Raw genomic sequence first — 26,279 nt, 5'->3', positions numbered from 1 at the left:
TCAGCTCCTCGCCCGCGTACTGCGGGAGTTCGCCGTGTAGCCAGCCGGTCGCCTCGGACCAGTGGAGCGGGCGACGGCAGTTGCGACAGGCGGCGGGCGGATCGGTCACGACGTCTCCTGTCGTGCCGCCCGGCGCGCTTGCATGCGGCCCTTGATCTGCTCCGGCGTGGGCGCAACCCACGGGTGCCAGCCAACCAACTCGGTGAACTGCCGGGCGTGGGTGGCCTGCGGAATAGGGCAGTGCTGGCACGCGGTGGTGTCGGTGCACGGCACGTTCTTCTCCGGGGACGCAAGGCACGTGTTGCAGGTGCACGCGCCGCCGGGGGCGATGACGTGGCCCCGCCCGTTGAGGTCGAACGTGCCAGGCGCGTACCAGTGCGGCAGCGTCTCCTGCGGGTTGCTGCCGGGGCCCTTGGCGTCGATGCGGTCGATCTCGCGGCGGAACCAGTCGAGGGCCTGGATCTCGTCGCCCTGCCAGGCGTGGCTGATGACGTGGCCGCCGACGAACGTCTTGACGCAGTTCGAGGTCGTGGACTTGAGGATCTTGATGTCGCGACCCTTGTACGTGGTGCGGATCATGATCATATCTCCCGGTTTGTGTAGGTTCATTGTCCCGCCAACCCGCCTTGATCGCCAGCCCGTTGCGTACTCGCGCAGCATGAAAACCGCAGGTGGGGGCGGGGGTTGGGGTCAGTCGAACAGCGAGCCCTGCACCCCCGGACCGCGGTCGGCGGACTCGGCAGCTTCCGCTTCCATCTCGGCGATGATGCGCAACAGTTCGGCGTGGTCGGCGTCGGGGTGGAAGTCGCAGTGCGGGTTGGAACAGGACCGTCCGTCCTGTTCCCAGTAGGCGCGGTGGGCCTTCTCGGCGTCGGCGAGCCAGTCGTCGCCGGCGGTGAACTCGGGGCGGGGCGCCCAGTACGCGAGGACGTCGGCGAGGAGGGCACCACCGCCGTAGAAGTCGGAGAATCCGTGCATCTTGACCATGAAGATCCAGTCCCGGCGGCAGCTGTCGTAGTGGGCGCGGGAGTAGTTGCAGCCGGACGCGGGGTCGATGTCGTTCATGTCGACGCCCCGGGCGATGTTCAGGGCGATCCGCGAGTCGGCCGTGGACGTCCGCCGATCCGGGTCGGCGCTGTCGGCATAGTGGCGGATCATCGCAGTGGCGCGCTGGGCGGACGTGAGCATTGCGGCCCTCCTCGGGCGGGAGCGGTGGCCCGCCCCGGGAAGGGGCGGGCGGGGTGAGTCAGGAATCGATGGCCGGGCGCTCAGCGCGCCGCTCGGCAACGAGCTGACCGAGGTCTTCCTGCATGCCAGCCCAGATGGCCAGGTACATCTCGGCGGCGATAATCCCCGTGCGGGCGCGGCGCTCGGCGAACGGGTTCGCGGCGACGGCGAGCTGACGCTCGGCCTCGGTGCGCTTGGCCTGGAACTTGTCGGTCAGCCACTGCGGGGAGGTCCCTTCGCGGCGCCACTGGGCGATCATCGCGCGGACGAACGGCAGGCCCATCTTGAGGAGTTCGTTGGCGTTGCGGCGGTCCATGAGGTTCTCGCGGACCTTGCGGTTGAGAAGATCGCGGGCGGCCCGCTCGCTAGCGTCCATCTTCGGCTTCATGGTGCTGCCCATGTCCGTCTCCCCTGGTTGCCGCTGGTTTCCACTGGTCAAAGGTGGTTGACCACCCCGACATGACCAATATGACACAGCCTTGACGGGTGGTCAACCACCCTGCGAAGATCCCCCCATGGCCAACGTCCACAAGCACCCAGTACGCGGACTCCGCGGCGTCCCCCAAGAGCTATGGGTCGAGTTCGAGGCAGCAACTGCCCAAGCCGGCACGGACCGCTCAGCCGAACTCCGCAACTACATGGAGTGGTACGTCGGCCGCCCCGGCGCCGAGCCGCCCGCGCGACCGAACGCGACCCGCGAGGCCGACGAGCCGGGATAGCCGCGCCTACCACCCGGCGTTGGTGTACGGCTTGTGCTCCTTCGCGGCGAACTGTCGGGCGAGTTGACCCCAGCCGGCCACCCGGTCGTCCGTGCCGCCGCCGCTGCCGAACCCGCGGTTGGTGTACGCGGACGCGGGCGGGCACTCGAACGGGCGGTGGCCGGACCCGACGAGGCGGGACTGCGCGAGTTGCACGGCCCGCCCCCACATGGTGGCCGGGAGTTCCGGCCGGGCCGGGCCGAACAGGTCGTCGGCGGTCACGTCCAAGAGCTGCACCGGGGAGGGGGCGGGCTCGGCTTCGGGAAGCACATCGGGCCGGAGCCGGTGGGCGTATACGGCGGCAGCGGAGTTGACGGGTGCGTCCCCGAGGTCGAGGTACAGGGCCAGCCCGTCCACCGACCACCCGCCGTCCAGAGCAGCCGCCAACCGGTCGGCGATCAACTGCCGTTGCCGCTTGTCCGGGAGCTTGCCCCGGTAGTCCAGGACGGCAGCGATCTCCTCGGCGATTGCCCTTGAAGAAGAAGACCCACCGCCGCCTCCGTCGGTGGCCTCGGGGGCAGTTGCGGTTGGGGCTTCGGAGACCTCGGCCACGGAGGAGGAGGTGGTCTTCTCTTCACTACTGATCTTCTTCATAGGAATGGTCTTCTTATGGGGTCGATTAACCGCTGGCGGATCAACCGCTGGCGGATTTCCATCCACCGGTTCCGACCTGCGGGTTTGTGCATCGTTGCTGGTGGGAACCGGTGGCAGGTTTTCATCCGCCGGTTCTGAGCTGGGCATATCCGTGATCCGGTAGGTGGTGTCGCCCATCAGTCCGTCCGATCCTCGAACCTGCGACCGGGTCAGGTAGCCGTACTGCTCCAGCTCGCGCAGAGCCGACTTCACGGCCGAGAGACCGTCCGCCATCGCCGCCGCGATCGACTCCGGAGACACGCCGAAGCCGTCCCGGTGGGTGGCCAGGAAGCCGAAGATGCCCTTGGACTTGGCGTGGATCCGGGCGTCGCGGAAGAGCTGGTTGCTGACCTGCGTGTAGTCGCGACCGAGCACTTCGGCGGCCATGGGGCCGCGCCTGATACGGGGTGTGCTCACTGTGCGATGCCCCGCCCTTTCGCACAGTGCTCAGCCTGAGCTACGCTCATGGCGGCCCTTCCTTGCTGGGTTGGTCCACTCGATCGGCGGGTTGCAGCCCGCTTTGATCTCTGGCCGGACGGTGGCAACCGTTCGGCCTTCTTTCATTCCTCCGCTGGGTCCGGCGAGTCCGCCGGGTCGTCGGCGATGATCTGCCGGACGCGCCCAAAGCTGATCCCAGAGGCGTCCGCGATCTGCCGGTAGGTCATGCCGCCGGCTTGCATCTCCAACACGGCGGCGCGGCGCTCCCTTCGGACTTTTTCGCCGACCGACTTCAACAACTCGGTCAGACGCTTCGCTCGCGCCTCGGGCGGCTCTCCATGCAGCGCGTCCAGGTAGGCGTCGATCTCGGTCAGCGCGAATATGGGGTTGGCTGCGCCGGGTACCGGCAAGCGGACGGGACCGGGGCCGCTGATCCGGTTTCGCCCCGGCCGCTCGGTCGCAATGGCTTCGGTCTCGGCGACGTATGCGGCCTCGCGACTGGGATGCCATTCGTCTACACGCTGGGCGACCTGCGGCCACCACGGCTTCACGTGGTGGCTCTTGCAGCGATGGTCGGGGTCGTAGGCAGAGCCGATGTACAACAGAGCGCCCGCCTCGTTGTACAGGCGGTAGACGGCGGCGCGCCTACTCGTCTCCTTGCTCGGACTCGTCGTGCTGGTTGGTATCACTCGAAGGGCCTTCCTGCGGCGGCTGTTCCCTGACTGCCCGCTGGCCCTGCCGTGACTTCCGGTTGCGAAAGTACGGCTCCAGTGCGTACCAGTCGAAGAGCCGCATTCGGCCGACCTTGATTGCCTGATCCATGGGGATCGGCCAGTCCGGGTCTTCCTCGGCGAGCTGACGGCAGCGCTGATAGCTCAGCTTTTTTAGCCCGGCGGCTTCCAAGCGATCCGGCATCTGACCAAACGAGATCAAGTCCGGGCCTCCTTCTGCACGCTGTTCCTCCCCATCGGGGCTGGGCATGCTCCATCCTCTCAGCTTCCTTGTAAGTTTACAAGGAAGTCGCTACGCTCGTAGGGCACCAACAGAACGGCCCTGGCCGGAGTTCGCAGCTCCATATGGCCAGGGCCAGACCGCCCAGCACCTCTAAGTACCTGGGAGATCCACGTGCAGATTACCGATAGCCACTACGCCCCGCCCAGCCCCGGCAAGTCGAAGGCGGCTGCGACATACCGCGCCCTGATCGCCGGGACCGCGACGATCGCGCTCCTCACGCTCGCCGCGTGCACCCCGTCCAGCAGCCACGGGCACACCACGCACACCACCGTGGTGCACCACCACACGGTCGTGCACCACGTCACCACCCGGCGAGCCCGATGAGCGACCAGCCCACCCGCATCGGGACCGGCGCCGAACAGACTCCGCACCGGCCGCCCGCACCCCCGCAGCCCAGCACCGTGATCCAGCAGCCCGCCACACCCGAAGCATGCGCCCGCGATTACCAGCAGGGCCACGCCGCACGGCGCGCGTTCGACACACACGCCCGCCGCTTCTACGCCGACCGCTGATGGGCCGCTTCTCCTGGCTCGGCGGACACCCCAACCCCCGCGAAGACGCCAAATCCATCAAACGCGCCCGCACCCACAAACGCCACGCCACCAAAACCGACCGGGCCGGCTGGCAAGACCACGACAAACGCGACCGGCGCCTCTACGGCGGATAGGAGAACCCATGGCACTCCAGATGACCAAGTACCGCGTCACCGGCCCCGGCGGCGAATTTTTGGACGAGTTCTCCACCAACGCCCCCGGCTTCGCGGAGGAACGCATCGGGCGCATCCGCAAATACCACCCGGCTCTCACCGTCACCGAGACCGACGACACCCTGCCCGACAGCGGCGGCGACTTCCTGTGAGGACCACCTCGATGACCACCAGCCCGCCCGTACCCGGCCCGCTGCCCGCAGGGGGACGCCCGCTGACGCTCGCCCAGGCGATCATCCTCGGCGTCACCGCCGCCGGGATCCTCGCCATCGGCGCCGCCGGCGCCGCCGGCACCTACACCAACCTCACCGCCGCGTTCCACCGCTCCGGCACCGCCCTCGGCGCGGTCGCCGGCGGCGAAGGCGCCACCCTGATCCTGTCCGGCGCCTACGTCGCCCTGACCATGCTCGGCCAGACCGCCCCCCGCACCGTCCGCGTGGCGCTGTGGCTGCTCCCGACGGCCGCCGCCGTCATCGGGGCCACCGTCGCCCAGGGCGCCGCCCAGACCGCCGTCTACGCGATCTCCTCGGTCGCGATGTGCGTGGCCGCCGAGGGCTGCGGGCTCATCGCCCGCCGGATCGTCATCCGCACCAGCGGCGTCGATGTCGAGGCCCGCCGGCGCACCGCCGAGACCACCCGGCGCCTGGCCTACGAGTGGGCGGTCGCCGCCCACCACCCCGACCTGAAGGAGCGCCGGTCGGCCGAGCGGCGGGCGTGGAAGCTCGCCCGGCGGGTGGGAGCGGACGACATGGAGCTGGGGGACGGCCTCGTCACCGTGCAGCGCGCCCGCACGATCCAGTCCGCCGACACCGCGCTCGGCGCCATGTACGGGCTCACCGTCCCGCCCACCGTCACACCCGGGACGCCCACCGCTCCGGTACCCGTCCCGGGCGTCCCGGACAGCCTGGAAGGACCGGCCGCGCCCGCCCTGGAGGCCGCACCCGAACCGGAGGCCGGGACGGTCGGCGGGACGGTCGGCGGGACGGTCGGCGGGGCGGGTGTCCCGGATGCCGTCACGCAGGCCAGCACCCCCGGCCCGGCCCAGCCGGACGAGGCCGGGACGCCCGCCGGGACGCCCACCGGGACGCCCGGGACACCCACCGCTCCGGACCACGTCCCGCCCGTCCCGGGCGTGACACTCGCCGAGCTCGCCCTCGTCGCGGGCGTGCCCGTGCCCGTCCCGGGCGAGCCCCTCGACGACGGGCAGCTGGCCGTCGTCCTGCGGTGGCTGCGCCACCACGACGACCCGCCGCTGTCCTACCGGCAGGCCAAGACCGCCTTCCGCGAGCACGGATTCGTCGGCAGCGAGGAGCGCGTCCGCCGCAGCTGGGGCGCCCTGCTCCTGGCCGAGGACGACGGCGACGCGCCGACCATCGGGGTACCCGCACCCTGACCCGCGGGCCGTCCCGGTCGCCGCCACACCCCCCGCGCGGTGTGGCGACGGCCGAGGCTGCCCGACAGCCCGCAGACCGACGAGCCCCGGCGAGCACCCGCCCAACGGCCCGTGCAGACCCGGCGCGCAGACCCGCGCGCGACCACCGCACGCGACTGGAGCACCCCCATGACCACAACCCCCGGCGCGGACGAGCTGAGGATCCGCCACTACCTGCGCGACCTCCAGGTCGACCACAACCCCGCCCCCGACGACGACTGGTGGACCGCCCTCCACGGCACCGACCCCGACGACGACCCCGATCCGGACGATCCGGACCCCGCCGCCGACGATCCGGATGAGCCCCCGGAGGCATCCGGACGATTCCGGAAACCCTCCGGACGCCTCCCCGACTGGCGGAAGCACGAGACCGCTGACCATGGCGGATCCGGTCCGGACGAGCCCGAGGGCGACGCCGGAGACGATCCGGACGAGGAGTGGGAGGACGCGGCACCCGCCGACGAATCCACCCCCGCCGCCGTCAGGCGCGGCAAGAAACGGCAGCAGGCCATCGCCGCCTGGGCCGGACTCGAAGGACGCACCCGCTGGCTCCTCAGCACCGGGGCAGGTGCCGGCTGCGGATGGTTCCTCGGCCTGCTCCAGGCCATGTCCGGCTGGATCACCGCCTGTGCCCGCGATCAGGGCAACGCCCCCGGGCTGATCCTCGGCCTGGGCATGGTCGCCGCCGCGTCCTTCGCCGCGTACCGCACCCGCGGCTGGTGGGCACCCCTGGCCTGGTGCTGCCGCATCCCGCTGGCCACCGCTCTTCTTGCCCTCTGCCTCTACGCCCCGGGAGTGACCCCGTGAACAGCCACATCCCCGCCACGTTCCTCGCCACCCCGGAGACGGTTCCGGGCATTCACGGCGGCCACATCCTGGGCGCCATGACCCTGTCCGGCCTGTCCCTGGTCTGCGCGTTCGCCCTGATCCTGGCCGCCCGCAAAGCCGACCGGCTCAAGGTCATCCACACCCGCGACGGCATCGGCGCGTTCGGGATCTTCACCGGCACCGTGTGGATCGCCGCAGGCAGCGCATGGGCCAGCACGGCCGCCAGCATCGGCAGCATCCCCACCTCGGTCCTCGGACCCGGCAGCGGCCTCGGCAACCCAGGCCAGGGCGCCATCGCCATCGTCCTGACCCTCGCCACGTTCGCCCCGAAGTGGAAGCGCACCATCTGGCCTGCGCTCCTGGGCCTCTGCGCAGCCGCCACCTACGGCACCGCCGGGGGCATCTGGGGTGTCTGCGTCAACGCCGTCCGGCTGATCGTCGGCCACTTCACCGGGGGCGCGTGATGCTCACCGGGCAGGCGCGCGCCCTGCTCGACAAAGCCATGGAGGACGCGGAGACGCAGCGGGCACCCGGCCGCGCCATCACCCGGCCCCAGCTGCGCCCTTACCTGCCAGACCGGCGCGCCGCCACCGCCCTGATGGCGGGATCCGGCGTGCTGTGCCGGTGCATTGGCCGGGGCGTACTCCGGGCGTGGAGGCTGACCTGGGCGGAGGCGATGTCCGGGGAGAACCGCGCCGACCGGGCAGAATCCGCTGGAATAGCCCTGCTCGCCATGGTGGTCACCGCGGTCCCGACGATCCTGGCCGGGCGCGCGCTGCTGCATCTGGCCGCGCCGTATGCGCTGTGGATCTGGTGGAGCGCGGCAGCCGGATGGACGGTCGCCGCTCTGGCCGTAGCCCCGCCCCGGCAGGCCCCCGAACACCCCGCAACGATCATGAAAGATGACACGCCGGGGGAGCAGCCCGCCCAACCCCCGCTCGACGCCGCCACCGTGACCGCCCTGGTACGCCAGATCGCCACCGCCAACCGGTGGCAGGGCGCCCACCTCGACGACCTCCTCGCACACCTCCCCGGACGGTCCCGGACGGAGCTGCTCGCGGTCCTCGCCGCAGCCGGAATCCCCGTCGCCGACCAACTCAAACTGAGGCTCCCCGGGGGCGGTCAGCGCAACCGCCAGGGAGTGCGCCTCAGCGCCCTCCCCGAGGGCCCGGAAAAGGCCCCGCCGGCCCCCGCCACCACCCCCGCCGAACCCGCGCCCGAACACCCCGCCCGGCCCCTCCCCGACCGGCCACCGGTCACCGTCCACGGAGGCGGGTAGACCGGTAGGAACCGCAGGTCAGCACACCCCCTACCACCCGCCTACCCCGCCCCTACCTACCCGCCCGCCCCCAGAAAGAGCCCCCGTGTACCGGTACCGCTGCGGCCTCTGCGAGACCACGTCCCTGCCTGTGCGGACCTGGTCTGAAGTCCTCACCGAGCGGGACCAGCACCGGCAGCGCATGCACGCCGGCCACATCCCTGACGGCGAACAACTCCTCCGACAGCACCAGCCCGGCCGGCCCACCGACACCCGCGCGACCGTGTGGATCATCCTCATCGCCGGGACGCTACTGATCCTCCTGATCCTGCGGCACTGACGTCGCCCGGCCACCAGAGGCACGAACGCGCCCCCTGCCCGAAGGCAGGGGGCGCGGCGGTATCGGCTTGGTGCCGAGCTCGCCTACGCCAGCGGCACGTCCAGCTCCACGTCCGGGCACCCGCCGGCCAGCCGCTCCAGCGCATCCCGCTCAGCAGGGTCTACCGCCAAGTTCCAGCGGACCTTCACACTGACCCAGTCGTCCAGGTAGTGGCAGCGGGCATCAGCCGCCGGCGGCAGCCACGTGGCGACGTCCTGGTCCGCCTTGGACCGGTTGGACTTGGCGGTGACGGCGACCAGGCTGCGAGGGGAGTCGAGGTCGTTGGCGTATGCCTGCCGGCGGGCTGCGTCCCACCGGGAGGCGCCGGAGTCCCAGGCTTCCGCGAGGGGCACCATGTGGTCGATGTCGAGCCCGGACGGGCCGTCCACGGTCGTGTCGTCGTAGTACGAGAACCACGTCCCGCCGGTCAGCTTGCAGCCCGGACCGCGGGCCGGGGCGGCGACCGCCTCATCAAGCAGCACCTCAGCCCTCGTGCTGCACCCGTCGCGGTCCGCATCCACCCAATGCCTGAACTTCGCCCGCTCGTACCCGGTACGGTCCTCCGCCGCCACCGGAAGCCGCTCAATCAGCGCACGCACCGACACCGGGCCGGCCGCCGGCTCCTGCGCACCGGCCGCGGCCGGAATGGTGACCAGAACGGTTACGGCGGTCAGCAGGGCGAGCATCGTTCGTCTCATGACACCTGCGTACCGGGTAGCCGACGACAACGGCGGCAGGCGCAGCGACCAGTCAGCCGATAGAGGGACACGGCCACGGCTACGCTCCTCGCCATGTCAATACACTGGGCTGACGGCACCACTGCCGTCACCGCCATCGCAGGCACCCTGGCAGCAGGCGGGTCATGGCTCGCAGCCAAGAGATCCAACCGCACCGCCGAAACCCTCGCCCGCATCGAGCAAGCCCGCTGGCACGCCGACCTCACCCCAAAGTTCGACATCGCCCTCATCGAGCAAGGCCGCGGGCACGCGCGCCTGATCGTGCACCTCGACGGGCCCGACGCCCTCCGTCGACTCGACGAGGTGACCATCCGGGTAGGCGACGACGACAACGACCACACCCTCACGCAAATCTTCGTCGGCGCCCCCACCCAGGAACAGATCGACGCGCACATCTGGGGCCCGTGGCGGTTCACACCTGGCTCAGATGGCGCCGGACAAGACGGGCGCCAGGTCGCGCCCATCCCCCTGGGCGTCGGCCGCGGGCGCCCCTTCACCATGGAACGCACACGCCATGGCCACTGGATGACCGGCATGACCGACGGGCACTGGCAGCAGCAGTACGCCGGCCAGCCCATCCGACTGATCCTCACCTGCCGCCGCGGCGACGAAGAGTGGGTCGTCGCACGCCGTATCGACAACCCGCCGCTGAGCGAAGAATGACAAAGCCGCCCCCACCCGAAGGCGGGAGCGGCCTTTGCCCCGGTTAAGCAACTGCGCGCAAGTCAGTCGACGGGCCCCCAGGTCCCGCAGTCCTGTGACGTGAAGAGGTCATCTGAGGGCAAGATGGTGACCGTGATCCGAGTAGCTGCGGTCGCGAAGTTATTGTCGATGATCGTTCCGTCGGCCTTTGTCCGTTCCCAGTAGCAACCTTCCAGGTCGCCGGTAGTCCTGTAGGTGCCGGGCGGGACGGTGTCGTCGGCTCGGTGGCTGGTGACTTTGTACGTGCCAGACCCGATGTAGACGGGATAGTGGCCTGATACTGCCTGCCTCACGGTCTTCGTCCATTCTGGACAGAGCAGTGGGATGCCGACGGTGAGGATCTGCATCTCGTCAGGGGTTGATGCCTGATTTTCCGCCAGCCACTGGGCGGGGCCGCTGTCGGCCTGGTCGGGCAGGGAGTCGCAGATGTCTTGTACGAATGCTGCTGGACTGTCGTAGAGAGAGCTGTCGTCGAGTCCGAGGATGCTGTCGTCATCGTTGGTACTGCCTAGGGCCCAGCCACGTTCTTCGGCGATCGTGTTGATTTTTTCTTCTGGTGTTGCAGGCAGAGACGGCGTGACCGAAGCCGGTGACGTCGTGTCCGGCGACGCGATCGGCAATTGACCGATCAGTGTGATCTGTGAGTTTGGGATCGGTGAGTGCGTTGCGGACGCGCCGCCACTCTCCCCGCACCCTGCGATCCCCGTCGCCGCTATCAACGCCGCCGCACACCACGCGCGCCTGATCTCCATGTGACCCCCCTGGCCGTCGGAAGCCTTCACGGTATGGGGCCGAAGGCGGCGTGCGTGGGTGGTTCGCTTGAATCACCTCACGCAGTGGCCAGGATGGAGGACGTTACGGGTTGGGGCCGCCGTTTTCCAGGTCCATCTCGAATGGATACGCCGCGTGCGCGTAGACCATGAAGTCCCCGGTGCCCTGATGGGCCAGGGCGAGCGTCACGCGGCCGTCTGCGTCCCGCATGTCTTCCGTGATCGTGAACATCACCGCGCTGGTCGTGAAAGAGAAACTGAGCGACGGGTAGAGGCTAGGCCGGCCTTCGCCGGGCGGGGTGCTGGACTTCGTGGTGCGGTAGTAGACGATCTCCCCGTCGACCACGACCACCCAGTCGAGGAAGTGGCTGCCCTTCCGCATGAAGTCCGGGTAGATCCGCACCCGGTCGCCGACCGCCGCTGGAATCGTGCCGAGGAACTGGGTCCCGGCCGAGGTCTCCACCACTGTCCACGACGGGGCATCCGGAAGCGAAGGGTTGGTGGAGAGGTTGTGGTCGGTAATCCGGACCGGCACGGTCGGACCGAAGCCCGTCGCCCCGCCACCACCCGCGGGTATCTGCCAGGTAGCCGCACTCGGCCCCGTGGCCGTGAGGATTTTCCCGCTGGCTGCTGTACCCGAGACGGCGACCCCGGCGACTGCGGCGACCGACGGATTGGGGTACATGCCGCTGAGGTCACCTCCGGCCGTACCGGTGGGGGCGCGGTTGTCCGCGAGCCGGGAGTCGCCGGTGAGGACTAGTGCGGCAGTGTTCGCGATCCCGTGGACCGTAGTGGTGGCCTCAGCGTGTGCTGCCAGGTTCCCGGCGACGCCCGCAGCCGCGCCCGCAGTGTCGAAAGCGCTGGCCGGCTGGACCGCCGCGGTGCCGAGCCCCAGGTTTGTCCGGGCCGTCGCCGCGGAGGCGACATCGGACAGGTTGCCGGTCTTGGCAAGTCCGCCCAAGCCGGCAAGAGTCGGCGCGGCCGGGGTCCCGTGGGCATGGTCGCCCCGGGAGTACGTGGAGGCGGTACCCGCTGTGGAGGACGCACCGAACGACATGCCCGCCGCCACCGTGCCGGACGGGGACGGCCCGCCCCCTCCTCCACCGGAGAACCGGTCATCGTCACCAGCGGCGACAGTGCCCTCGGTCTGGCCCACGTCAAGGAAGGCCGCCGACCCCAGTTCGCTGGCGGGGAGCAGCACGTCGTACACCCCAGGCGACTCGGACACCTCCGTCAGGTCCGCCAGGTCCGCGGTCGGTCCGAGGGAGGCGGGCAAGCTGATGCTGTACGGGGCGCGGCTACCGCGCTGCACCGAGTACGTCCAGCCCGAGGGGTTGTACCCACTCGCGTCGGTATTAAGGAGCCGGACTGCCGCTGTCCCCGACGACCGGTCCGGGGTGATGGTGATGGGTGATCCCTCACGGATATCGTTCAGGTCGGTCGAGACGATCTGCGACGGCGACGGGGTGATCGTGACCGTTTCGCGGTCCGCTGAGCCGTCCGTCCGGCCGAGCTTCATCGTCAGCAGTGTCGTCTGTGCACCCTCGGGGAAACCCATGGTCAGACTCCAGTTCGGTTGTACTCGTCCACCAGGGGATGCGGCGGCTCCGGCTCGACTCCGGCCCGGCGCATCTGGCTCGCCCACCGGTCGGTCGTCCACGCGAAGGCCCGCAGCAACGCCTCCAGGCGGGACTGCCGGGTCCGCAGGTCTTTGTTCTCTTCGTCCACCCGGGTCACGGTCGCCTGCAGCACCGTGAACTCCGTCTGTTTTGCCTGCGGCCCGGCAGCGATGGCTGCTGCCGTCCGTGTCCCCCGGTAGGTGAACCAGCCCGTGACGACTACCCCGACCACGGTCACGGCCCCGCCCAAAACACCCAGCCACCCGTTCACCGGGGTCTCCCTTCAACCGCCTCCAGGACGGGGCGACCGGCCCTCGGCTCAGGAGGGACGCGCGATGCGCACCAGATCACGCCACAATGCGCCGTGATGTACCACAGAAAGATCCACACGCCGCGCGGGTAGATGCCCGTCACCGCCGCCCACCCGTAGGCGAACGCCCACAGGGTGGGGGGAAGTTGGGCGGCAATGAATCCCCACCTGTCGCGGCCGAACCGGACGAACGCTGACCCGAACGTGACAGCCCCGGCGATGATCCATGTGAGCGCCCAGTAATGCAGGGGCGCCAGGTTCGTCAGTAAGGCCAGCCCCGTCTGCGCCGGCGGGGTCACGATCATGCCGACGCCGAAGAAAACCTTCCCTGCGCCGAGGAACAGCAGGAACGGGCCGCGGCGCCCCCACCGGCGCACCATGCGCTGCGCCGCGGCCTGCACCTCAGGCCGCCTTGACCGGGGAGCGCTGCTCCAGCGGCACTGTGGGCACCGGGGCCGTGACCTGCGTCCGGGTGAACAGCGCGATCCCCGCGGCCACCAGAGCCATGACCCAGCTCTGCTTGTCGGTGCTCCAGTTCAGGCCGAGGCCGACGACGAGCGCCATCCCGGCGGTGGCCAGCTGCATCAGTGCGGCGCCGAGCGCGCCGTTCTTCAGGACGACGGCGAGGATGATCGCAACGACCGCGGCGGCGATTGCGTTGACCGCGGTCTGTACGCCGGCGCTGACGTTGAAGCCGAACGCGGTCAGGGACTGCACCGCGGCGGCGATGAAGCCGAGCCACAGGGCGGGCTCTCTGCCGAAGATCTTCATGACGGTTCCTCTCGGGGTGGGTTAGGACTGAAGGCGGGCGGCGAGTTCGCCGATGCTTGCGGTTGCGATGGCCGTGGCGAGGCCGGGGTTCGAGGCGAGCGCAGCGGCGAGGGCCTGTACCTGGTCGTCGGTGAGTGCGGGGGCCGCAGTCTTGACGGCGGCGAGGATGTCCTGGGTGTGCTGGTCTCCGGCGGCCAGGAAGGACCCGAGCATGGTGGGCTTTCCGCTGACGGGGCTGGCCCACTGGTAGATGGCGACCTGGTGGGCGGCTTCCTTGGCGATGGCGGGGATCTGCGCCTTCACGGCGGCGTTGACAGCGTTCTGGAGCCAGGTCTTGTCGTCGGCGCTGAGGGCCATGATGTCGTCCTCCTTGGCGTGCGCCCACGTCTTGAGCTGGGCCGGGGTGAGGGGGCAGTAGTCGTGGTCGATGCCGCCCGCGGTGCCGTACTGGTGGAACAGCCAGCTGTGGTTGATCCCGGGTAGTCCGGCGGCGAGTTTGGCGGTGGCGATCCACAGGAAGTCGCCGTAGGTGCCGTTCGGGTCGCGGTTTAGGTAGTCGGCGTTGCAGTACGTGCCGACCTGGTTGTGCGGCGCCGCGGCAGCCAGGCGCGCGAGGAATGCGTTCCTGTAGGCGATCTGCCGGGCCATCGGGACGGACTTGTTGGCGTCGTCGTAGCCCTCCCAGTCGAGGGCGAGTACGTCGCCGGGCTGGGGCTTGGCGTTGGCGAGGAAGTAGGTGACCTCGGCCGCCGGGTCTGCTGCCATGTGCGGGTAGTGGTAGCTGCCGACGACCAGTCCTGCCGCGCGAGCGTGGGCGATCTGCGCGGCGTACTTCGGGTTGGTGTACCCGGTGCCCTCGGTGGCCTTCACGAACACGAAGCCGAGCCCGGCCGTGGGCAGATTCGTCGCCTGGTACGAAGCCCAGTCCTGGCCCTGGCAGCCGGTCACCCGACGCGCTCCGGCCAGTGCCAGGTGCCGCCGTCGTATGACGTCTCGCTGTGCGCGGCGCGGTCGGAGAACGTCACGTCGGGCAGGAATACGTGTACGCCGATGCGCTCGGCGCCGACCTCGGTGACAATCGCGGCGCGGCAGACGGCCTCGCCGGTGGCGGTGCTGACGTAGTGGACGATGCGGCCCACGCTCGGAGTCTGCTCGGCCATGGTCAGAGCCCCTTCGCGGTGAGCCAGGAGTGCATGGATGCGGCCAGTGCGGCGTCCACGTCGTCCGGGGTCGGCGTGGGTGCCGGCTGCGGCGGGTTGGGCGTGGGTGCGGGCTTATTCAGCGGCACGAACAGCGTCGCGTCGCCGTCCTCGTCCAGCAGCCGGCCGAAGTCGTCGAAGCTGAACGAGAAGCACCCGTCCGAGCCCCACGACTCTCCCCAGGAGTTGCGGGCCAGCACCCGCTGACCCTCGGCGTCGATGCCGTACAGCAGGAACTCATGGCCACCACGGACGGAACCGGCGATCTTCACCAGGCCGCCGCCGTCCGGGTTGTCGAAGCCGTCGTACCAGTTCACGCCCACGATCAGCGGGCTGGCGGCGAGCGCCTTGAGCGCGGTGTCCAGCGAGAACGCGTGCTGGTACCCGCTGATCAGCCCCGCTTTCTGCGCCGCCTGCGCCACGGCCACACCGGACGAGCCCGTGTCGGTTGGCGGATAGGTGCCCCGCGCATCGTCCAGCCTGGTCGCCGCCGAGTACAGGGCCACGGCCTGCTTCTCGTCCGCCGCAGCGTCCCCGGTCGGCCGAGCCGCCACGCTTGCCGGGATCACCGCGTACAGCGGGTCCGTGCCCGCGAAAGCCTCCGCCGCATTGCCCGTGCAGCTGCCCAGATCGCCCTGGTCCAGCACCGGGATGCGCACGGTGTGCACCGCGCTGGTGTAGGCGCCCGGCAGCAGGTCCTCGGAGATCACGTAGGCGCGCGATCGGGGGTCGTGGTGGATGTGCCGGCCCAGCCGGCCGCCGCCGGTCTCGGACTGGTACTCGGGGATGGTGCGGGTGGTCATGTGCCCTCCCGGGGCGCTGTCGGGGGTCACAGGTAGAACCCCTGGATGGTGATGTGGCCGCCGGTCAGGAGGTCGGCGCCGAGGATGTTGTTCTCGCGGGCGGTGGTGGATCCCTCGTCGGTACGCAGACGGTCGGTCGTCGCGCCGGAGCCGCCGGCGAGGAACACGGCCTCGCCGCCGCCGATGTGGCTGATCGCGTTGCCGTTGGCGCCGATCGACTCGGTGTGCATGGTCAGCGCCTGCCGTTGCGTGCGGTCGGGGGTGGTGGGCATGGAGATCGTGACGAGCCCGGACCCGGACCCCGCGGTCCCGATCGTGATGTCGATGTTGATCCAGGTCAGGGGGCCGACCGGCACGTAGATGCCGGTCTTCACGGTGAATGTGGCGCTGCCGCCGTTGGTGACGATGGGCGTGTAGGAGGTGACGGTGCTGACCATCGTGTTGAGCCGGGCAGCGGTGATCTTGTCGCCTGCGAGCCATGCGGTGAACGCCACAGACCACCTCCTTTCTTAGAGCGCCGCGATGGCAGCGGTAGCGACGGTGATTGCGGTGCCCGCGGTCTGGGCTTTGACGACCGAGTTGACCGAGCGGGTGACGGTGGCGGTCTGCGGGGAGGACGACCCGGTGACACCGGTGACGGTGATGGTTTCGCCGCCCATGCGGATATCCACCGGGTACTGGGCCGGGTCGGTGTCCCACAGCGGCCCGGAAGTGGTGGCGATCTGCATGCTGGTCGCTGTGGAGGTGATGCTGGCGCCGAGCTGGCTGCCGTCCGTGTCTGCGCGGCCCAGCACTGCGTCGTCAGCGACCGCGACCCTGTACGGGCCGTAGGGCTGGCAGGCGAACGCGAGGCGCCAGGAGAACTGGCTGATGTTCTCCTCGTAGCCCAGTACCAGCTGGTCGATCGGGTCGGGGGGCAACTGCTTCAGCAGTGGCGGGGTGATCCGTATCCGGCTGCCGGTGTCGATCCTGACGGCGGCCGGGATCAGCGCCGGATTCTTCTCCAGGCTGATGTTGACCTCGGGGAACCGCGCCTCGTCCCAGGTCCCAAGGTGCGTGCGCCAGCCGGCATGCAGGGCTGCCTGCCCGTCCGTGTGCAGGTTGAGGGTGACGTCCTCGTCATAACCGGTACCGATGCCGGCTGGCGGGTCCTGTGTGGACAGGGGGCCGGTGGCGATGACGCTGCGCCCGGAGGAGCCGTCCAGCCGGGTCACCGTGCTGTCATTGCGGACGCCCTGCAGGTCGTCCACCGGCCTGAGCGGCACCATCAGGGCCTGCGGGGTGGCCACATAGGGCAGGTCCAAGGCTGACGGCTGGTCGTACAAGGATGCGCGGCCCCGGTACCGGAGCCCCAGGAACTCGCGCGCCTCACACAGCATTCCCTCGTCGGCCTGAGCTGCCGACGTGACCACGCTGAGGAAGGTGTCCATCGCCTGCGCGCCGACCAGTTCGGTATCAGCCGCGTATGCGGCGACCGACATGCGGGCCCCCTGTTCGGTCGCCACGCGCGCCAAGCGTGCGGCAGCCGTCTCTCCGTCAAATGCGATGTCCGCGTTGTCGTAGGGGGACACACCCGTTTCGGGGAAGACCGCCAGGTGGCCGAGCCGAAGATCCGCGAAAGCGCTGCCCCACGTGCCCAGCACGGTGGCGACCCGCCCCGGGCTGCCCGCGAACGCGGTTGTCACGAACCACGCCTGCGGGGCGCCGATGACGAGCCACCGGCCGAACACGGTGACCGTGCCGCTGGATGTGGATGTCCAGAGCTGGAGCCGCCCCCAGCCGTCGGTGAAGTTGTTGGGCGCGAAGTCGGCGCTGGCGATCGTGGCGCCAGTGGAGTCGAGCACGGTGATCCGCGCCGCCGCCACGCCGATCAAAAACTGGATCGTCGCCGCGGTGCCGGCCGACAGATTCGCCTGAAGCATCAAGGTTGGAGAGGCCGGCAGGGTGTCGAGCTTGTACACGCACTCCACATGCCAGTCACCAGGCAGCGAGCCTGGCGTGCGGGCCGTCATCGTGGACGGCGGGGCGAGCTGCGGCAATGGTGCGGACCCGGCGAGGCTGCTGTCAGCGGCCCAGGTGAAGCCGGTGACCTGCATCGGCTGGACACCCGCGATCGGGCTGGATGCCTGCGTCGCGTCGGCGCCCTCCTCCATCGGCCAGTACGCATTGAGCGTCGCCAGCGCCGCAATGCGGCGCCGCAGCGTGCTCTGAAGTACCGTTTTCGACTGCCCGTAGCGCTGGAGTATCCCGGACGCGACGATCGGCGTCGTCACATCCATCCCGCCGGTGTCCCACTGCGGCGGCCACTCGGACACCTCGCCGACAAACCGCAGGAACCGATTACTGATGGCCCCCACGGTCACGGTCCAGGTGCGGGGCGACGGGGCCGTATCAGCAAAGGAGGTGGCGCCCACGGTCTGCGACTCGAAATTGGGGTTCGCAACAATGGTGCCGCCGATGCCGTTGCGGACCTCCACCGAGTAGATCTTCCGGGCGAGATTGCCAAATCCCAGGCTCGACAAATCTCCGATCTCCAGCGCGGCCGTGGAATTGAAGATGTTCGTCGTCGGCGATACCGAGAACGCCCGCCCGGACTGCACCCACGGGCCGGCCGTCCCGGGCGTCGTGGACGTGTAGAAGGTGGCGGTGTAGCCGCCGCTGCCGTTGTTGACGTCGAGCGTCGCCCGGACCGACAGACGCACCCCCGGTGGGACGTCGATCACGTCGGAGTCAGCGAAGAAGACGACCGATCCGTCCGTGCTCCAGTTCAGGCGCAGGGAGCCCGTCTCGGTGAAGAGCAGGCGCCATGACCGCTGACCGGCGGTGTTGTACTTGCCGACGAGTTCAACGGTGCCGGTCGTGTCGTTACCTGCCGCGTCGCCCCAGGTCGCAAGCTCGGCATCCACGCGCACATCCAAGTCGCCAGTGATGTCGAGAACGCTGGCGTCGGGGGTGGTGGCCCGGTTCGTGGAGCCATAGGGCACGTCCAGCCATGGCGTGCCGTAGGCGACACCGACCCGTAGGGGCGTGTTGCGCCCCAGGAACCCGTAGTACGGCGACATCGGGTTGCGGTTCGAATAGGCCCCGGCATTATTGTCCAGGGTCATCGAACAGGAGCCCTCTTCTGCGACGGTACCGCCCGACGCAGAGACGCCCCGCTTGATCAGAATCGCATCAGTGCCGCCCTGCGTCCGGACGTCACCCGAGATATCCGTCCACGCGCCGTTGATCTGCAGCTCAACGGTGATGGGCAGCTTGGTCTGCGGGAAAGGCATCAGATACGCCCCCCGTACACCTTCTGCACGCTGCCGCCCTTGCGCTGCACCAACTGCCGCGTCGGCTCCAGGAGCTGCTCGGCGACTACGCGCCCGTCCAGGGTGATCGTGGTGTGGATGATGATCGGCTGGCCGTTCCCGCCGGCGAGCATCCGCGCAGTGTCCGGCGCCGAATGCACGCGAGTGCCCACCGGCAGGTCGGCGATCTCAGGCCCGTACTCGCCGACCAGCGTCCGCCCCCACCGGTTCCCGCCACTGGCCGCCGCACCAACCGTGCCGCCCGTGGCCTTCGCTCCCAGCGACTTCTTCAGCTGATTCGCCATGGCAGCCGCAGCATTCGCCATGATCTTGTTGAGGTTGGCCTGCTGCTTCGCCAGCCCGTCCACGAGGCCCTGCGCCTGCTTGATGCCCGCCCCGTACATGCTGGTCGCCGTCGACGTACCAGCAGCACTCCCCGCAGCCTGCAGCTGCTTCTCCAGCGCATTGATCTGGGAAATGTCGCCCTTGTTTGCACCCAGCAGCCGCTCCGCGTTCTCCAGGCCGCCGCCCTCGATGCCCGCCTGCGCCAGCTCGCTGAGCGACTGCGAGTTGAGGCCCTTCTTCCGCAGCGCCTCCAGGTCGGCGGCGAAACGTTTCGCTGTCGCCGTGTCCGTGGCCAGCTGACTGATGACCGACTGCGCCCCGCCCGGCTGCCCCGTGCTGCCCTTCGCGATCGACCCGTAGGCGACCACCGACGACGACACGGAATCCTTGAGCTGCGAAAAGCTGTCCTTCAGCGACGACAGCTTGTCCTTCGCCGCATCCAGCCTGCTGTTGACTGCGATCAGCGCCTTCTCGTTCTTCAGCGCAGCAGCACCAAACCTGTCGAACGACTTGACCAGGCGGCTCTCCTCCGCACCGTGCGTCGCAGCCTTGATCTTCCCCTGCCACTCCGACAGGGTCTGCGCCAGCGAACCCACACCGCCCGCACCCGTACCCACCGAAGACGCGAAGCTCGACTGCGTCCCGCCGGCCAGCCGCCCGAAATAGCTGATGTTCAGCGACCCCATCGCCCCCGCCGCGGCCTCATGCTCCGCATTCGCCCGGTCGATCGCCGCCTGCTGCGCCTTCGAGACCTTCCCGCCCTTGGCGTACCCGAGTGCCCCAGAGTTGATGGCTTCCAGCAGGGCCTGGTGCTTCTTCGTCTGCGCCGCATTCACCACGAATTCGCCATTCGACGCCCAGATCGGCACATCGTCCGAGGTGCCCGTCCCCGGACCGGTAATGCGACCGCCCGCAGCGCGCCGTGCGCCACCGAGCTGCGGACCCGAGTACACCGACTTCAGGAACGTGGTGATCGTGACGTTCTTGTCACCCAGTTGCGCCAGTTGCCACTTCGCCTGAGCAACCTTCCGCTCCAGGTCCGTGATGTTCGCCTGAAGCGCCGACCGCTTGCTGGCAGGCACCGACTTCAGATCGGCTTTCGCTTTCTTCAGCTCCGCCTCAAGGTCAGAAATGTTGCCGCCGACCGACACCTCCTTCGGCACGTGCAGCAGACTGCTCGCCAGTTTCTCGGCCTGCGCCCGGTTATCACCCATGGCAATCGCCGACCTCACCAGCGAGTTGTAGCCCCGCTGGTAAGCACTGTCCACGGCATCCCACGACGCACCCTGCTTCGCCAGCGCCTCCGTGTACGCGTCCGTGTCGCTCGCGATCTCCAGAAGCGCGTCGCGGTTGTTGCGCCCCTTCTCCGTGTGGATATCGAGGGTGCGCCCGTTGTCCTTCAGCGCCTGCGTCGCGGCATCGATAGCCGCTTCCATTTTCGTCTGCGACCCGTAAGCCCCCTGATTGATCTCATCCAGGGCCTGCAGGCTCTTCGCCAGCCCATCGGCGGCCTGCGCCTGCACGTCCAGGGCGGCCTGCACGTCCAGGGCCTGCTTCCCGAACTTCCCCTGCGACTGCGCGGTCAGCTCGGACTCGTACTCCGTGTCGGCCAGTGCGTGCCTGTACGCGTCCAGGTACTTCGTCGGTACCTTCACCCCGGCATCGTTGATCTTCTTCAACGCGGCAGCCGCCCGGTCCGAGTCACCCGCCTTCACCATGTCCGCAAGAGACTGTCCGAGATTCTTGTAATCCTTCTCGGCGCTGCTGGTCTTGGCCCCCGAGTTGGTGATGATGTCCCAGATCGAATCATTCGACTCCAGCTTCTGGCCCATCGACTGATGCAGGTTGTCGGCGTCCTTCGCCAACTGCGAGATCGTTCCCGTCGCCGAATTCCCAGCAGCCAGAGCCTTCAGCGACGTGGCCATCTCATCTCCGGACACCTTCGCTTGCTTCGCCTCATCACTGAAATGCTTCGCAACCAACGCGATCCCCGCAACAATTGCAATCGCCCCGGCGACCTTCGTTCCCGTGCTCAGCGTCCCCAGGGCAGCACCGAGACCGCGGGCGCCACCACCGGCCGCGACAAACGCGTCCCTCATGTACATGGCCTTCAGTGACGCCGTCTCGAACATGCCGGCCGCCGCCCCTGCACCCTTGATGGCGGCCGACCACAGCAGCGTCACCCCGGCCGCAGCTTTCATGGCCGCCGACACCAGCACCACCGCACCGAGCAGCCCTGCCAGCGCCATCGTCGCGTCCATCGTCGCGCGCTTGTGAGTCGTCAGCAGATTGATGAAGCTCTGGAGCGGCGGAATCAACTTCTGCCCCATGCTGATCATCAGTGCATCGAAGCTGCTCTGGAGCGCTTTCGCCTGGTAGGCGAATGTATGGGTTGTCGCCTCCCACGCGTCCTGGAAGCCCATTGCGCCCTTCTCAAGGGCTGGATACTTCGACTCCAGGCGGTCCATCTGTCCGACGAGAATATTGAGGCCCGCACCGGCTTTGCGGCCGAAGGCGTCCGTGATTATCTGGCCCTGCGCCTTCGAGCTGACTCCGGCCGCATTCATGTGCGCGACCAGGTCCTCCAGTGCGACCTTTAGGCCGCCCTTCTGCATATCCTTCGCCAAGGTGTCGGTCTGGAGCCCGATACTTTTGAGCGCGGAGGCTCCACCGACAACAGGCTTCGCCAGGGCCATCACCGACATACGCAGCTGCGTGGCTGCTTGGGCGCCGCGGATGTTGTTGTCGCCGAACACCGCCAGGCCAGCGCCCACATCCGTAATGGAGAGGCCGAAACCCTTGACTGTGGCCACCATGCCGCTACCGAACGCCTTGGCCAGGTCGGACATTTTCATGTCACCGACGCCGACGATGGCGTTCAGCGTGCCCATGGCCTGCCCCAGGTTCTGCACCCCGGGAATGCCCGATGCGACCGCGGCAGTCAGGGCATTCGTGACATCCACCAGGTCCGCGTGCCCAACCGTGGCACCCTCGGCGGAAGTCTTGACCAGCTCCAGGGCCTTCTTCGAGCTTATCCCCATCGACTCGAAGTTCGACTCCACGTGGAAGAGGGACTCGGCCAGGGAATCAGGGTTCTGAGCGACCTGGCCGGCCAGGTCCAGTACGCCCTTCGACAGGCCGGCGACCTTGTCCTTGCTGACTCCGGCCTGCGTGTTGAGGAGCGCCATCTCGGAGTCGAACCTCGATGCCATCTTCACGGCTTCGAAGCCAACAGCAGCAAAGCCCGCACCGGCCAGCAGTGCGGTCTTGTGGAACGCGGCCATGCCCTTCCCGGCCTTGTCGACCTCGGCGTTCACTGCTGCCATTGTCGGCCCGGTCAGGTTCTTAGCCGTAACTAGGATCTCCACCAGGTTCGCCATCGAAATTCACCCCCAATCGCACAATCTCAACCAGGCGCAGCGACTCGGCCGGGCCCTCTTCGACCACCCACGGAGGGACGCCCCACGCTTTGGCGAGCGCAAGGATTTCCTCCGCGTAAATCAGCTCGCGAGGCTTTCGGACGGGATTTCCGTCAGAATCGATTCCACCTCCGAGATTTCTCCAGAGTTCGAGCCTTCGCCCAAAGGGGCCGAAACACCCGCCATGGCCTCCTGCCACTTCGCAGAAATGGCGTAGATCAGCTTCGGTTCTTCTTCCTCCAGTGACTCCAGCGTCGGAGGCATCGGCTGCCCGTTCTCGTCTTCGCGGTTCCAGGACACGATCTGCTGCGCGATGAGGCCGGCCAGAAATTCGACGGCCTCGCCCTCGGTGTCCTGGGAAACGTCATGGGCGCGCATCTCCTTGAGGCGCTTGATCGACATCGACCGCAGGGTGATCTCCAGGCCCGGCTCGTCCGTGGTCTCGTCGAACGTCAGCTTGTACAGAGTCGGGCTGCGTCGGGCACCCATGCTCAGCTCCAGGTGGGAACGGTGCCGTCAGCAAGGCTGAACGGGACGGATGCGGTGAGTTCGCCCGAGTTGGATCGCTGGAGCGGGTAGTCGGTGCCCAGCATCTCCATCGCCAGAGATTTGCCGCCGACACCGATCGACACGGTCCGCAGCACGCTCGTGGACGGGATCGTGGAGAAGACCGTGTGCGCGCCGGTCGGGTTGAAAACCGTGTTGGCGGTGACCGTCGCGTCCGCAAGCAGCAGCAGCCGCTCGTTCGCGGACTTGTCGATGCCGGTGACGTCCCACACGGCCCTCGGCGTGGCGAATTGCAGGTCGGTGGTGTCATTGCGGATGTCGACGGGCGTGCCCGCCGCATTGTCGATACTGAAGGTCGTCCAGCCCAACCCTGAGCTTTTCGCCAAGAGACTCACTCCCTTTCTAGGTAACCGATCGCTGCCTTCAGCAGATCGATGTCATCTCCGAGTAGCCCGATTGCTCGATTGCAGCGGTGACACAGCAGCCCACGGACACGCCCAGTTGCGTGGCAATGGTCCACGGGAAGCTGTATGACCTTCCCCTGACGGGCACTTGTCTCCGGCTTTTTGCAGATGGCGCAAACGCCACCCTGCTCCTGGAGCAGCCGTTCGTAATCCTCGACAGTGATGCCGTACTGCTCCAAGTTGTATCGACGCTTGTTGGCGGCAGTCCGCTCGGGGTTGTCGGCGAACCAGCGTCGCGCCGCCGCAGAGGCGCACGCCTTACACACGCTCTTGTAGACGGCGTTGCTGGTGTCCGTCGCCCTGCGCGAGAGACTGAAATCGGCGACACGCTTCGATTCGCCACATTTCGCACACGCCTTGACGGCATCCTCTCCGAGCGGGGCGCGTCTTGGCCCGCGCGGCTTCGGCACGTATCCAGCGGCATGACGCGCGGCATCGCATGCCTTGCAGGACGGCTTTCGCCCGTACTTCCCTCGGGGATGTTTCGAGAATTCGGACAGGGGCTTCTCAAGGCCGCACCTTGTGCAGGCCCTAGACTCGGCAAGCATGGTCCAATTGTATTGTTTCTCTTAGCCACTCCCCTGTCCTCCTCTCCAATTCCCGGGGTTCGGATACTTTCGTCAGCCCTGCCGCTGTGCGTCAGCGAGGGTCTGCTGGTGTTCGGCGAAGTCTTCGACCCAGAAATCCGGGCGCTGATGCAGGCGAGCGCGGGTCCCGCGGGGATTGCCGCGGGTGTCGCCGTCGCGGACCAGGTACAGCGGGGCCTTGCCGAGCGGGGCCCGGTGCTGAGTGGTGCTGAAGCAGGGCTGGCCAGCTGCGAAGTCCAGGTAGGTCTCGCCGTCGGCGACGCGCAGCTCCTGGTAGCTGCGGCCGGAGTTCCGCACGGCGTTCAACTGCTCGGCCGGCAGACCTTCGACGCGGACCCGCCAGCCGTTCGCGAACTTGTCGCAGCCGACCTCCTCGCAGGTGGCGCGCCGCCAGTGCGTGGCAAGGGGCTGCGAGATGACGTAGCTCTTGTAGGATTCCGGTCCCATGAGCGGTTCGATGCTGGCCATCAGAAGGACACCCCCGCGCATTCGTTCTTGTTGATTACGACGGCGAAGGACACCGAGGTGAAACCGCCGGTCGTGACTGTGGAGGCACGGACGTAGCGGCGCACGGTCGCCGTGTTGGCGATGGCGATGCGCTGCGTACCGGGCGCGGCGGTTACCGCGGTGAACGCGAGGCCGGTGACATCAGCGAAGCTGGAGTTGTCCGCCGAGTCCTGGATCTTCACGGTCACGTCGGTGCCGGTGAACGCCGATACGTGCAGGTACGCCTGCGCGCCGAACGCAGCCGACGCCCCGGTGTCATAGGACGTGCCATTCGTGGCCGTAGTGTCGGTACGGAGCCCGGCGGTGAGCAGGTGACCCCACTCCAGGCCGTAGGAACTGGCCTGCCCGGAGACGGCGAAGGTGAAGTTTCCGTCGTTGCCCCGGGTGCCGTCATAGTTGACCTGCTTGCCGTTGAGGCATGCAGCGGGCGATCCGGTCGTGGTGCCGCGGCAGTAGGTGAGGAGCACGTCCCCGCGAGGGAGGGCCGACAGCAGCGTGTGGGCTGCGTTCGCTGCGAGGCCCGGGTTGAAGAAACTCGTCCACTCGATGCGGCCGTCCCGGAGGCCACCCTGACGGGCCATGGCGCTCTGGGTAATGTCGGTGAAGTCCAGCAGTGCCGGGCCGCCGCCGACGTTGCCGAGGGACTGCACGTCACCGGACATGTCGTACCCGGCGTAGTACAGCGCGTCGCCGAGACCGCCTTGCTTGGCCACTTATGCCTCCTGGTCCCACAGATCGCTGACGATGAGCGGCACCGTGATGTCGATGACGCGGTACTCGGTGCCGGACTCGATCCGCTGGTAACCGGCCTCAAGCCCGAGCGGATCGCCGTAGGTGCCGAGCAGGTCGATCTCCATGACGGCGCCGTCGAGGGTGAAGTCGCCGCTGTAGGCGCCCATGAGGTCGTCGCAGGCGTCGAGCATGTAGGGGTCGATCTCGTCGCCGGGTTCATGGGTGATGCCCATGTAGAGGCGCACCGTGAAGGCGAGCCGGACTGAGGTGCTGGCCAGACCGGAGCCGCCGGTGGCCGGCCGGAGCCGCTGCGGCCACACTGCGCACGACAGACCTTGTGATGGCGGCGACTTGGGTTCCTGCCCGTTGACGGCGTCGAACCACCCGGACGCGAGGGCGTGGGATTGGAGTGCGTCACTGAGGGTGCGGACGTTGAGGGCCATCAGATCAGCCCCATCGCCTTGTAGCGGGCCAGTAGCTCGGCGGCGATTCCCGGGGCCTTGCGGTCGACGAGCGCCTTCGTGCGGCGGAACGTCGAGTACCCGGCGAACCGGGTGACGGGGGCGTTGCGGCTGCCGGTGCCTTCCAGCCAGGGCCCGTAGACGACGCCCTGGTCGGTGACCCGGTAGCCGGTGCCAGTGCGTTCGACGGTGATCTTCGACTGGTAGTAGCCCGTCGGGTGCTGGAGGACCTGCGGCAGGCGCTGCAGGATCTGGTCCTCAGCGAAGGTGGCGACCCTGTAGCCGACCTGGTCGGAGTAGGTACCCAGTGCGGCGGCGGTCTTGCCGTTGAACGCGGGGCCGCGGCGGATCATTCGCGCGTCGAAATCGATACCGGGCAT

At 68.4% G+C, this 26,279-nt stretch carries 36 protein-coding genes; 11 read left to right on the top strand and 25 right to left on the bottom strand.

Annotated features, from left to right (window positions below; genetic code table 11):
* Positions 1-105 precede the first annotated feature (105 nt).
* The 3 genes from RLT57_RS29120 to RLT57_RS29110 all read right to left on the bottom strand — a co-directional run bounded on the left by RLT57_RS29120 (position 106) and on the right by RLT57_RS29110 (position 1,627).
* Positions 106-579 carry a hypothetical protein gene (locus RLT57_RS29120; protein ID WP_311300238.1) on the bottom strand — a complete coding sequence of 158 codons (474 nt, stop codon included), beginning with the start codon at positions 577-579 and terminating at the stop codon, positions 106-108.
* Positions 580-690: 111 nt separating this feature from the next.
* Entirely contained in the window at positions 691-1,188 is a 498-nt protein-coding gene (locus RLT57_RS29115; protein ID WP_311300237.1) for a hypothetical protein, read from the bottom strand.
* Between the two features lie 58 nt (positions 1,189-1,246).
* Positions 1,247-1,627 carry a hypothetical protein gene (locus RLT57_RS29110; RefSeq protein ID WP_311300236.1) on the bottom strand — a complete coding sequence of 127 codons (381 nt, stop codon included), beginning with the start codon at positions 1,625-1,627 and terminating at the stop codon, positions 1,247-1,249.
* 115 nt (positions 1,628-1,742) lie between these two features.
* Between RLT57_RS29110 and RLT57_RS29105 the strand changes: the two genes are divergently transcribed.
* Entirely contained in the window at positions 1,743-1,946 is a 204-nt protein-coding gene (locus RLT57_RS29105) for a hypothetical protein (protein ID WP_311300235.1), read from the top strand.
* Between the two features lie 6 nt (positions 1,947-1,952).
* On the opposite strand, the gene RLT57_RS29100 is transcribed toward RLT57_RS29105, so the two are convergent.
* The 3 genes from RLT57_RS29100 to RLT57_RS29090 all read right to left on the bottom strand — a co-directional run bounded on the left by RLT57_RS29100 (position 1,953) and on the right by RLT57_RS29090 (position 4,037).
* Positions 1,953-3,005 carry a helix-turn-helix domain-containing protein gene (locus tag RLT57_RS29100; protein WP_311300234.1) on the bottom strand — a complete coding sequence of 351 codons (1,053 nt, stop codon included), beginning with the start codon at positions 3,003-3,005 and terminating at the stop codon, positions 1,953-1,955.
* A 173-nt stretch (positions 3,006-3,178) separates the two neighbouring features.
* Positions 3,179-3,745, bottom strand: a complete 567-nt coding sequence (locus RLT57_RS29095; RefSeq protein WP_311300233.1) for a hypothetical protein — start codon at positions 3,743-3,745, stop codon at positions 3,179-3,181.
* Positions 3,702-4,037, bottom strand: coding sequence for a hypothetical protein (locus tag RLT57_RS29090; RefSeq protein WP_311300232.1), 336 nt, complete (start codon positions 4,035-4,037; stop codon positions 3,702-3,704). Before RLT57_RS29090 ends, RLT57_RS29095 begins: the two co-directional genes overlap by 44 nt.
* 144 nt (positions 4,038-4,181) lie before the next feature.
* On the opposite strand from RLT57_RS29090, the gene RLT57_RS29085 reads away from it, so the two are divergent.
* The 9 genes from RLT57_RS29085 (at position 4,182) to RLT57_RS29045 (ending at position 8,634) form a co-directional block, all read left to right on the top strand.
* On the top strand, positions 4,182-4,394 hold the full coding sequence (locus RLT57_RS29085; RefSeq protein ID WP_311300231.1) for a hypothetical protein: 213 nt from the start codon (positions 4,182-4,184) through the stop codon (positions 4,392-4,394).
* A complete protein-coding gene (locus RLT57_RS29080; RefSeq protein ID WP_311300230.1) occupies positions 4,391-4,582 on the top strand; it encodes a hypothetical protein in 192 nt (63 codons plus the stop codon). Before RLT57_RS29085 ends, RLT57_RS29080 begins: the two co-directional genes overlap by 4 nt.
* Positions 4,582-4,737 carry a hypothetical protein gene (locus RLT57_RS29075; protein WP_311300229.1) on the top strand — a complete coding sequence of 52 codons (156 nt, stop codon included), beginning with the start codon at positions 4,582-4,584 and terminating at the stop codon, positions 4,735-4,737. The genes RLT57_RS29080 and RLT57_RS29075 overlap by 1 nt, the downstream gene beginning before the upstream one ends.
* 8 nt (positions 4,738-4,745) lie before the next feature.
* The gene (locus RLT57_RS29070; protein ID WP_311300228.1) at positions 4,746-4,928 is read left to right on the top strand and encodes a hypothetical protein; all 183 of its coding nucleotides are present in this window, start codon (positions 4,746-4,748) and stop codon (positions 4,926-4,928) included.
* Between the two features lie 11 nt (positions 4,929-4,939).
* Positions 4,940-6,169 carry a hypothetical protein gene (locus RLT57_RS29065; protein ID WP_311300227.1) on the top strand — a complete coding sequence of 410 codons (1,230 nt, stop codon included), beginning with the start codon at positions 4,940-4,942 and terminating at the stop codon, positions 6,167-6,169.
* Between the two features lie 168 nt (positions 6,170-6,337).
* A complete protein-coding gene (locus RLT57_RS29060; protein ID WP_311300226.1) occupies positions 6,338-7,015 on the top strand; it encodes a hypothetical protein in 678 nt (225 codons plus the stop codon).
* Positions 7,012-7,500, top strand: coding sequence for a hypothetical protein (locus tag RLT57_RS29055; protein WP_311300225.1), 489 nt, complete (start codon positions 7,012-7,014; stop codon positions 7,498-7,500). Before RLT57_RS29060 ends, RLT57_RS29055 begins: the two co-directional genes overlap by 4 nt.
* Entirely contained in the window at positions 7,500-8,315 is an 816-nt protein-coding gene (locus RLT57_RS29050) for a hypothetical protein (RefSeq protein WP_311300224.1), read from the top strand. The genes RLT57_RS29055 and RLT57_RS29050 overlap by 1 nt, the downstream gene beginning before the upstream one ends.
* 85 nt (positions 8,316-8,400) lie before the next feature.
* Positions 8,401-8,634 (top strand): hypothetical protein, encoded by a 234-nt coding sequence (locus RLT57_RS29045; RefSeq protein WP_311300223.1) that lies wholly within the window; start codon positions 8,401-8,403, stop codon positions 8,632-8,634.
* Between the two features lie 83 nt (positions 8,635-8,717).
* Here RLT57_RS29045 and RLT57_RS29040 read toward each other — a convergent pair whose 3' ends face one another.
* Entirely contained in the window at positions 8,718-9,371 is a 654-nt protein-coding gene (locus RLT57_RS29040) for an HNH endonuclease family protein (RefSeq protein ID WP_311300222.1), read from the bottom strand.
* Positions 9,372-9,464: 93 nt separating this feature from the next.
* Here RLT57_RS29040 and RLT57_RS29035 point away from each other — a divergent pair, with 93 nt between their 5' ends.
* Positions 9,465-10,073 (top strand): hypothetical protein, encoded by a 609-nt coding sequence (locus RLT57_RS29035; RefSeq protein WP_311300221.1) that lies wholly within the window; start codon positions 9,465-9,467, stop codon positions 10,071-10,073.
* Between the two features lie 62 nt (positions 10,074-10,135).
* Here the strand turns inward: RLT57_RS29035 and RLT57_RS29030 are convergent, their stop codons facing one another.
* The 18 genes from RLT57_RS29030 to RLT57_RS28945 all read right to left on the bottom strand — a co-directional run bounded on the left by RLT57_RS29030 (position 10,136) and on the right by RLT57_RS28945 (position 26,279).
* Complete coding sequence (locus RLT57_RS29030; protein WP_311300220.1) at positions 10,136-10,864, bottom strand: hypothetical protein; 729 nt, start codon at positions 10,862-10,864, stop codon at positions 10,136-10,138.
* 103 nt (positions 10,865-10,967) lie between these two features.
* Positions 10,968-12,440, bottom strand: a complete 1,473-nt coding sequence (locus RLT57_RS29025) for a hypothetical protein (RefSeq protein WP_311300219.1) — start codon at positions 12,438-12,440, stop codon at positions 10,968-10,970.
* Between the two features lie 2 nt (positions 12,441-12,442).
* Positions 12,443-12,772 (bottom strand): hypothetical protein, encoded by a 330-nt coding sequence (locus RLT57_RS29020; RefSeq protein ID WP_311300218.1) that lies wholly within the window; start codon positions 12,770-12,772, stop codon positions 12,443-12,445.
* Positions 12,769-13,212 carry a hypothetical protein gene (locus tag RLT57_RS29015; RefSeq protein WP_311300217.1) on the bottom strand — a complete coding sequence of 148 codons (444 nt, stop codon included), beginning with the start codon at positions 13,210-13,212 and terminating at the stop codon, positions 12,769-12,771. The genes RLT57_RS29020 and RLT57_RS29015 overlap by 4 nt, the downstream gene beginning before the upstream one ends.
* Position 13,213: 1 nt before the next feature.
* Positions 13,214-13,582: a hypothetical protein gene (locus RLT57_RS29010; protein ID WP_311300216.1), complete on the bottom strand. Its 369-nt coding sequence runs from the start codon at positions 13,580-13,582 to the stop codon at positions 13,214-13,216.
* A 21-nt stretch (positions 13,583-13,603) separates the two neighbouring features.
* Positions 13,604-14,530, bottom strand: a complete 927-nt coding sequence (locus RLT57_RS29005; protein ID WP_311300215.1) for a GH25 family lysozyme — start codon at positions 14,528-14,530, stop codon at positions 13,604-13,606.
* Positions 14,527-14,742 (bottom strand): hypothetical protein, encoded by a 216-nt coding sequence (locus tag RLT57_RS29000; RefSeq protein WP_311300214.1) that lies wholly within the window; start codon positions 14,740-14,742, stop codon positions 14,527-14,529. Before RLT57_RS29000 ends, RLT57_RS29005 begins: the two co-directional genes overlap by 4 nt.
* A 2-nt stretch (positions 14,743-14,744) precedes the next feature.
* A complete protein-coding gene (locus RLT57_RS28995; protein ID WP_311300213.1) occupies positions 14,745-15,584 on the bottom strand; it encodes a C1 family peptidase in 840 nt (279 codons plus the stop codon).
* 26 nt (positions 15,585-15,610) lie between these two features.
* A complete protein-coding gene (locus RLT57_RS28990; protein WP_311300212.1) occupies positions 15,611-16,078 on the bottom strand; it encodes a hypothetical protein in 468 nt (155 codons plus the stop codon).
* A 15-nt stretch (positions 16,079-16,093) separates the two neighbouring features.
* On the bottom strand, positions 16,094-18,859 hold the full coding sequence (locus tag RLT57_RS28985) for a hypothetical protein (protein ID WP_311300211.1): 2,766 nt from the start codon (positions 18,857-18,859) through the stop codon (positions 16,094-16,096).
* Positions 18,859-22,602, bottom strand: a complete 3,744-nt coding sequence (locus RLT57_RS28980; RefSeq protein ID WP_311300210.1) for a phage tail tape measure protein — start codon at positions 22,600-22,602, stop codon at positions 18,859-18,861. Before RLT57_RS28980 ends, RLT57_RS28985 begins: the two co-directional genes overlap by 1 nt.
* A 120-nt stretch (positions 22,603-22,722) precedes the next feature.
* Complete coding sequence (locus tag RLT57_RS28975) at positions 22,723-23,130, bottom strand: hypothetical protein (protein WP_311300209.1); 408 nt, start codon at positions 23,128-23,130, stop codon at positions 22,723-22,725.
* A gap of 2 nt (positions 23,131-23,132) precedes the next feature.
* Positions 23,133-23,534 carry a hypothetical protein gene (locus RLT57_RS28970; RefSeq protein WP_311300208.1) on the bottom strand — a complete coding sequence of 134 codons (402 nt, stop codon included), beginning with the start codon at positions 23,532-23,534 and terminating at the stop codon, positions 23,133-23,135.
* 5 nt (positions 23,535-23,539) lie between these two features.
* The gene (locus tag RLT57_RS28965) at positions 23,540-24,160 is read right to left on the bottom strand and encodes an endonuclease VII domain-containing protein (protein ID WP_311300207.1); all 621 of its coding nucleotides are present in this window, start codon (positions 24,158-24,160) and stop codon (positions 23,540-23,542) included.
* Between the two features lie 72 nt (positions 24,161-24,232).
* Positions 24,233-24,667, bottom strand: coding sequence for a hypothetical protein (locus RLT57_RS28960; protein WP_311300206.1), 435 nt, complete (start codon positions 24,665-24,667; stop codon positions 24,233-24,235).
* Positions 24,667-25,419, bottom strand: coding sequence for a hypothetical protein (locus tag RLT57_RS28955; protein WP_311300205.1), 753 nt, complete (start codon positions 25,417-25,419; stop codon positions 24,667-24,669). The genes RLT57_RS28960 and RLT57_RS28955 overlap by 1 nt, the downstream gene beginning before the upstream one ends.
* Positions 25,420-25,881, bottom strand: coding sequence for a hypothetical protein (locus RLT57_RS28950; RefSeq protein ID WP_311300204.1), 462 nt, complete (start codon positions 25,879-25,881; stop codon positions 25,420-25,422).
* Positions 25,881-26,279, bottom strand: coding sequence for a hypothetical protein (locus RLT57_RS28945; protein ID WP_311300203.1), 399 nt, complete (start codon positions 26,277-26,279; stop codon positions 25,881-25,883). Before RLT57_RS28945 ends, RLT57_RS28950 begins: the two co-directional genes overlap by 1 nt.

This window comes from Streptomyces sp. ITFR-21, from assembly GCF_031844685.1.
In the GTDB taxonomy this organism is placed as follows: domain Bacteria; phylum Actinomycetota; class Actinomycetes; order Streptomycetales; family Streptomycetaceae; genus Actinacidiphila.
Note: the sequence above shows the minus strand (reverse complement) of the source record. Positions and strands in the feature narration are given on the sequence as shown.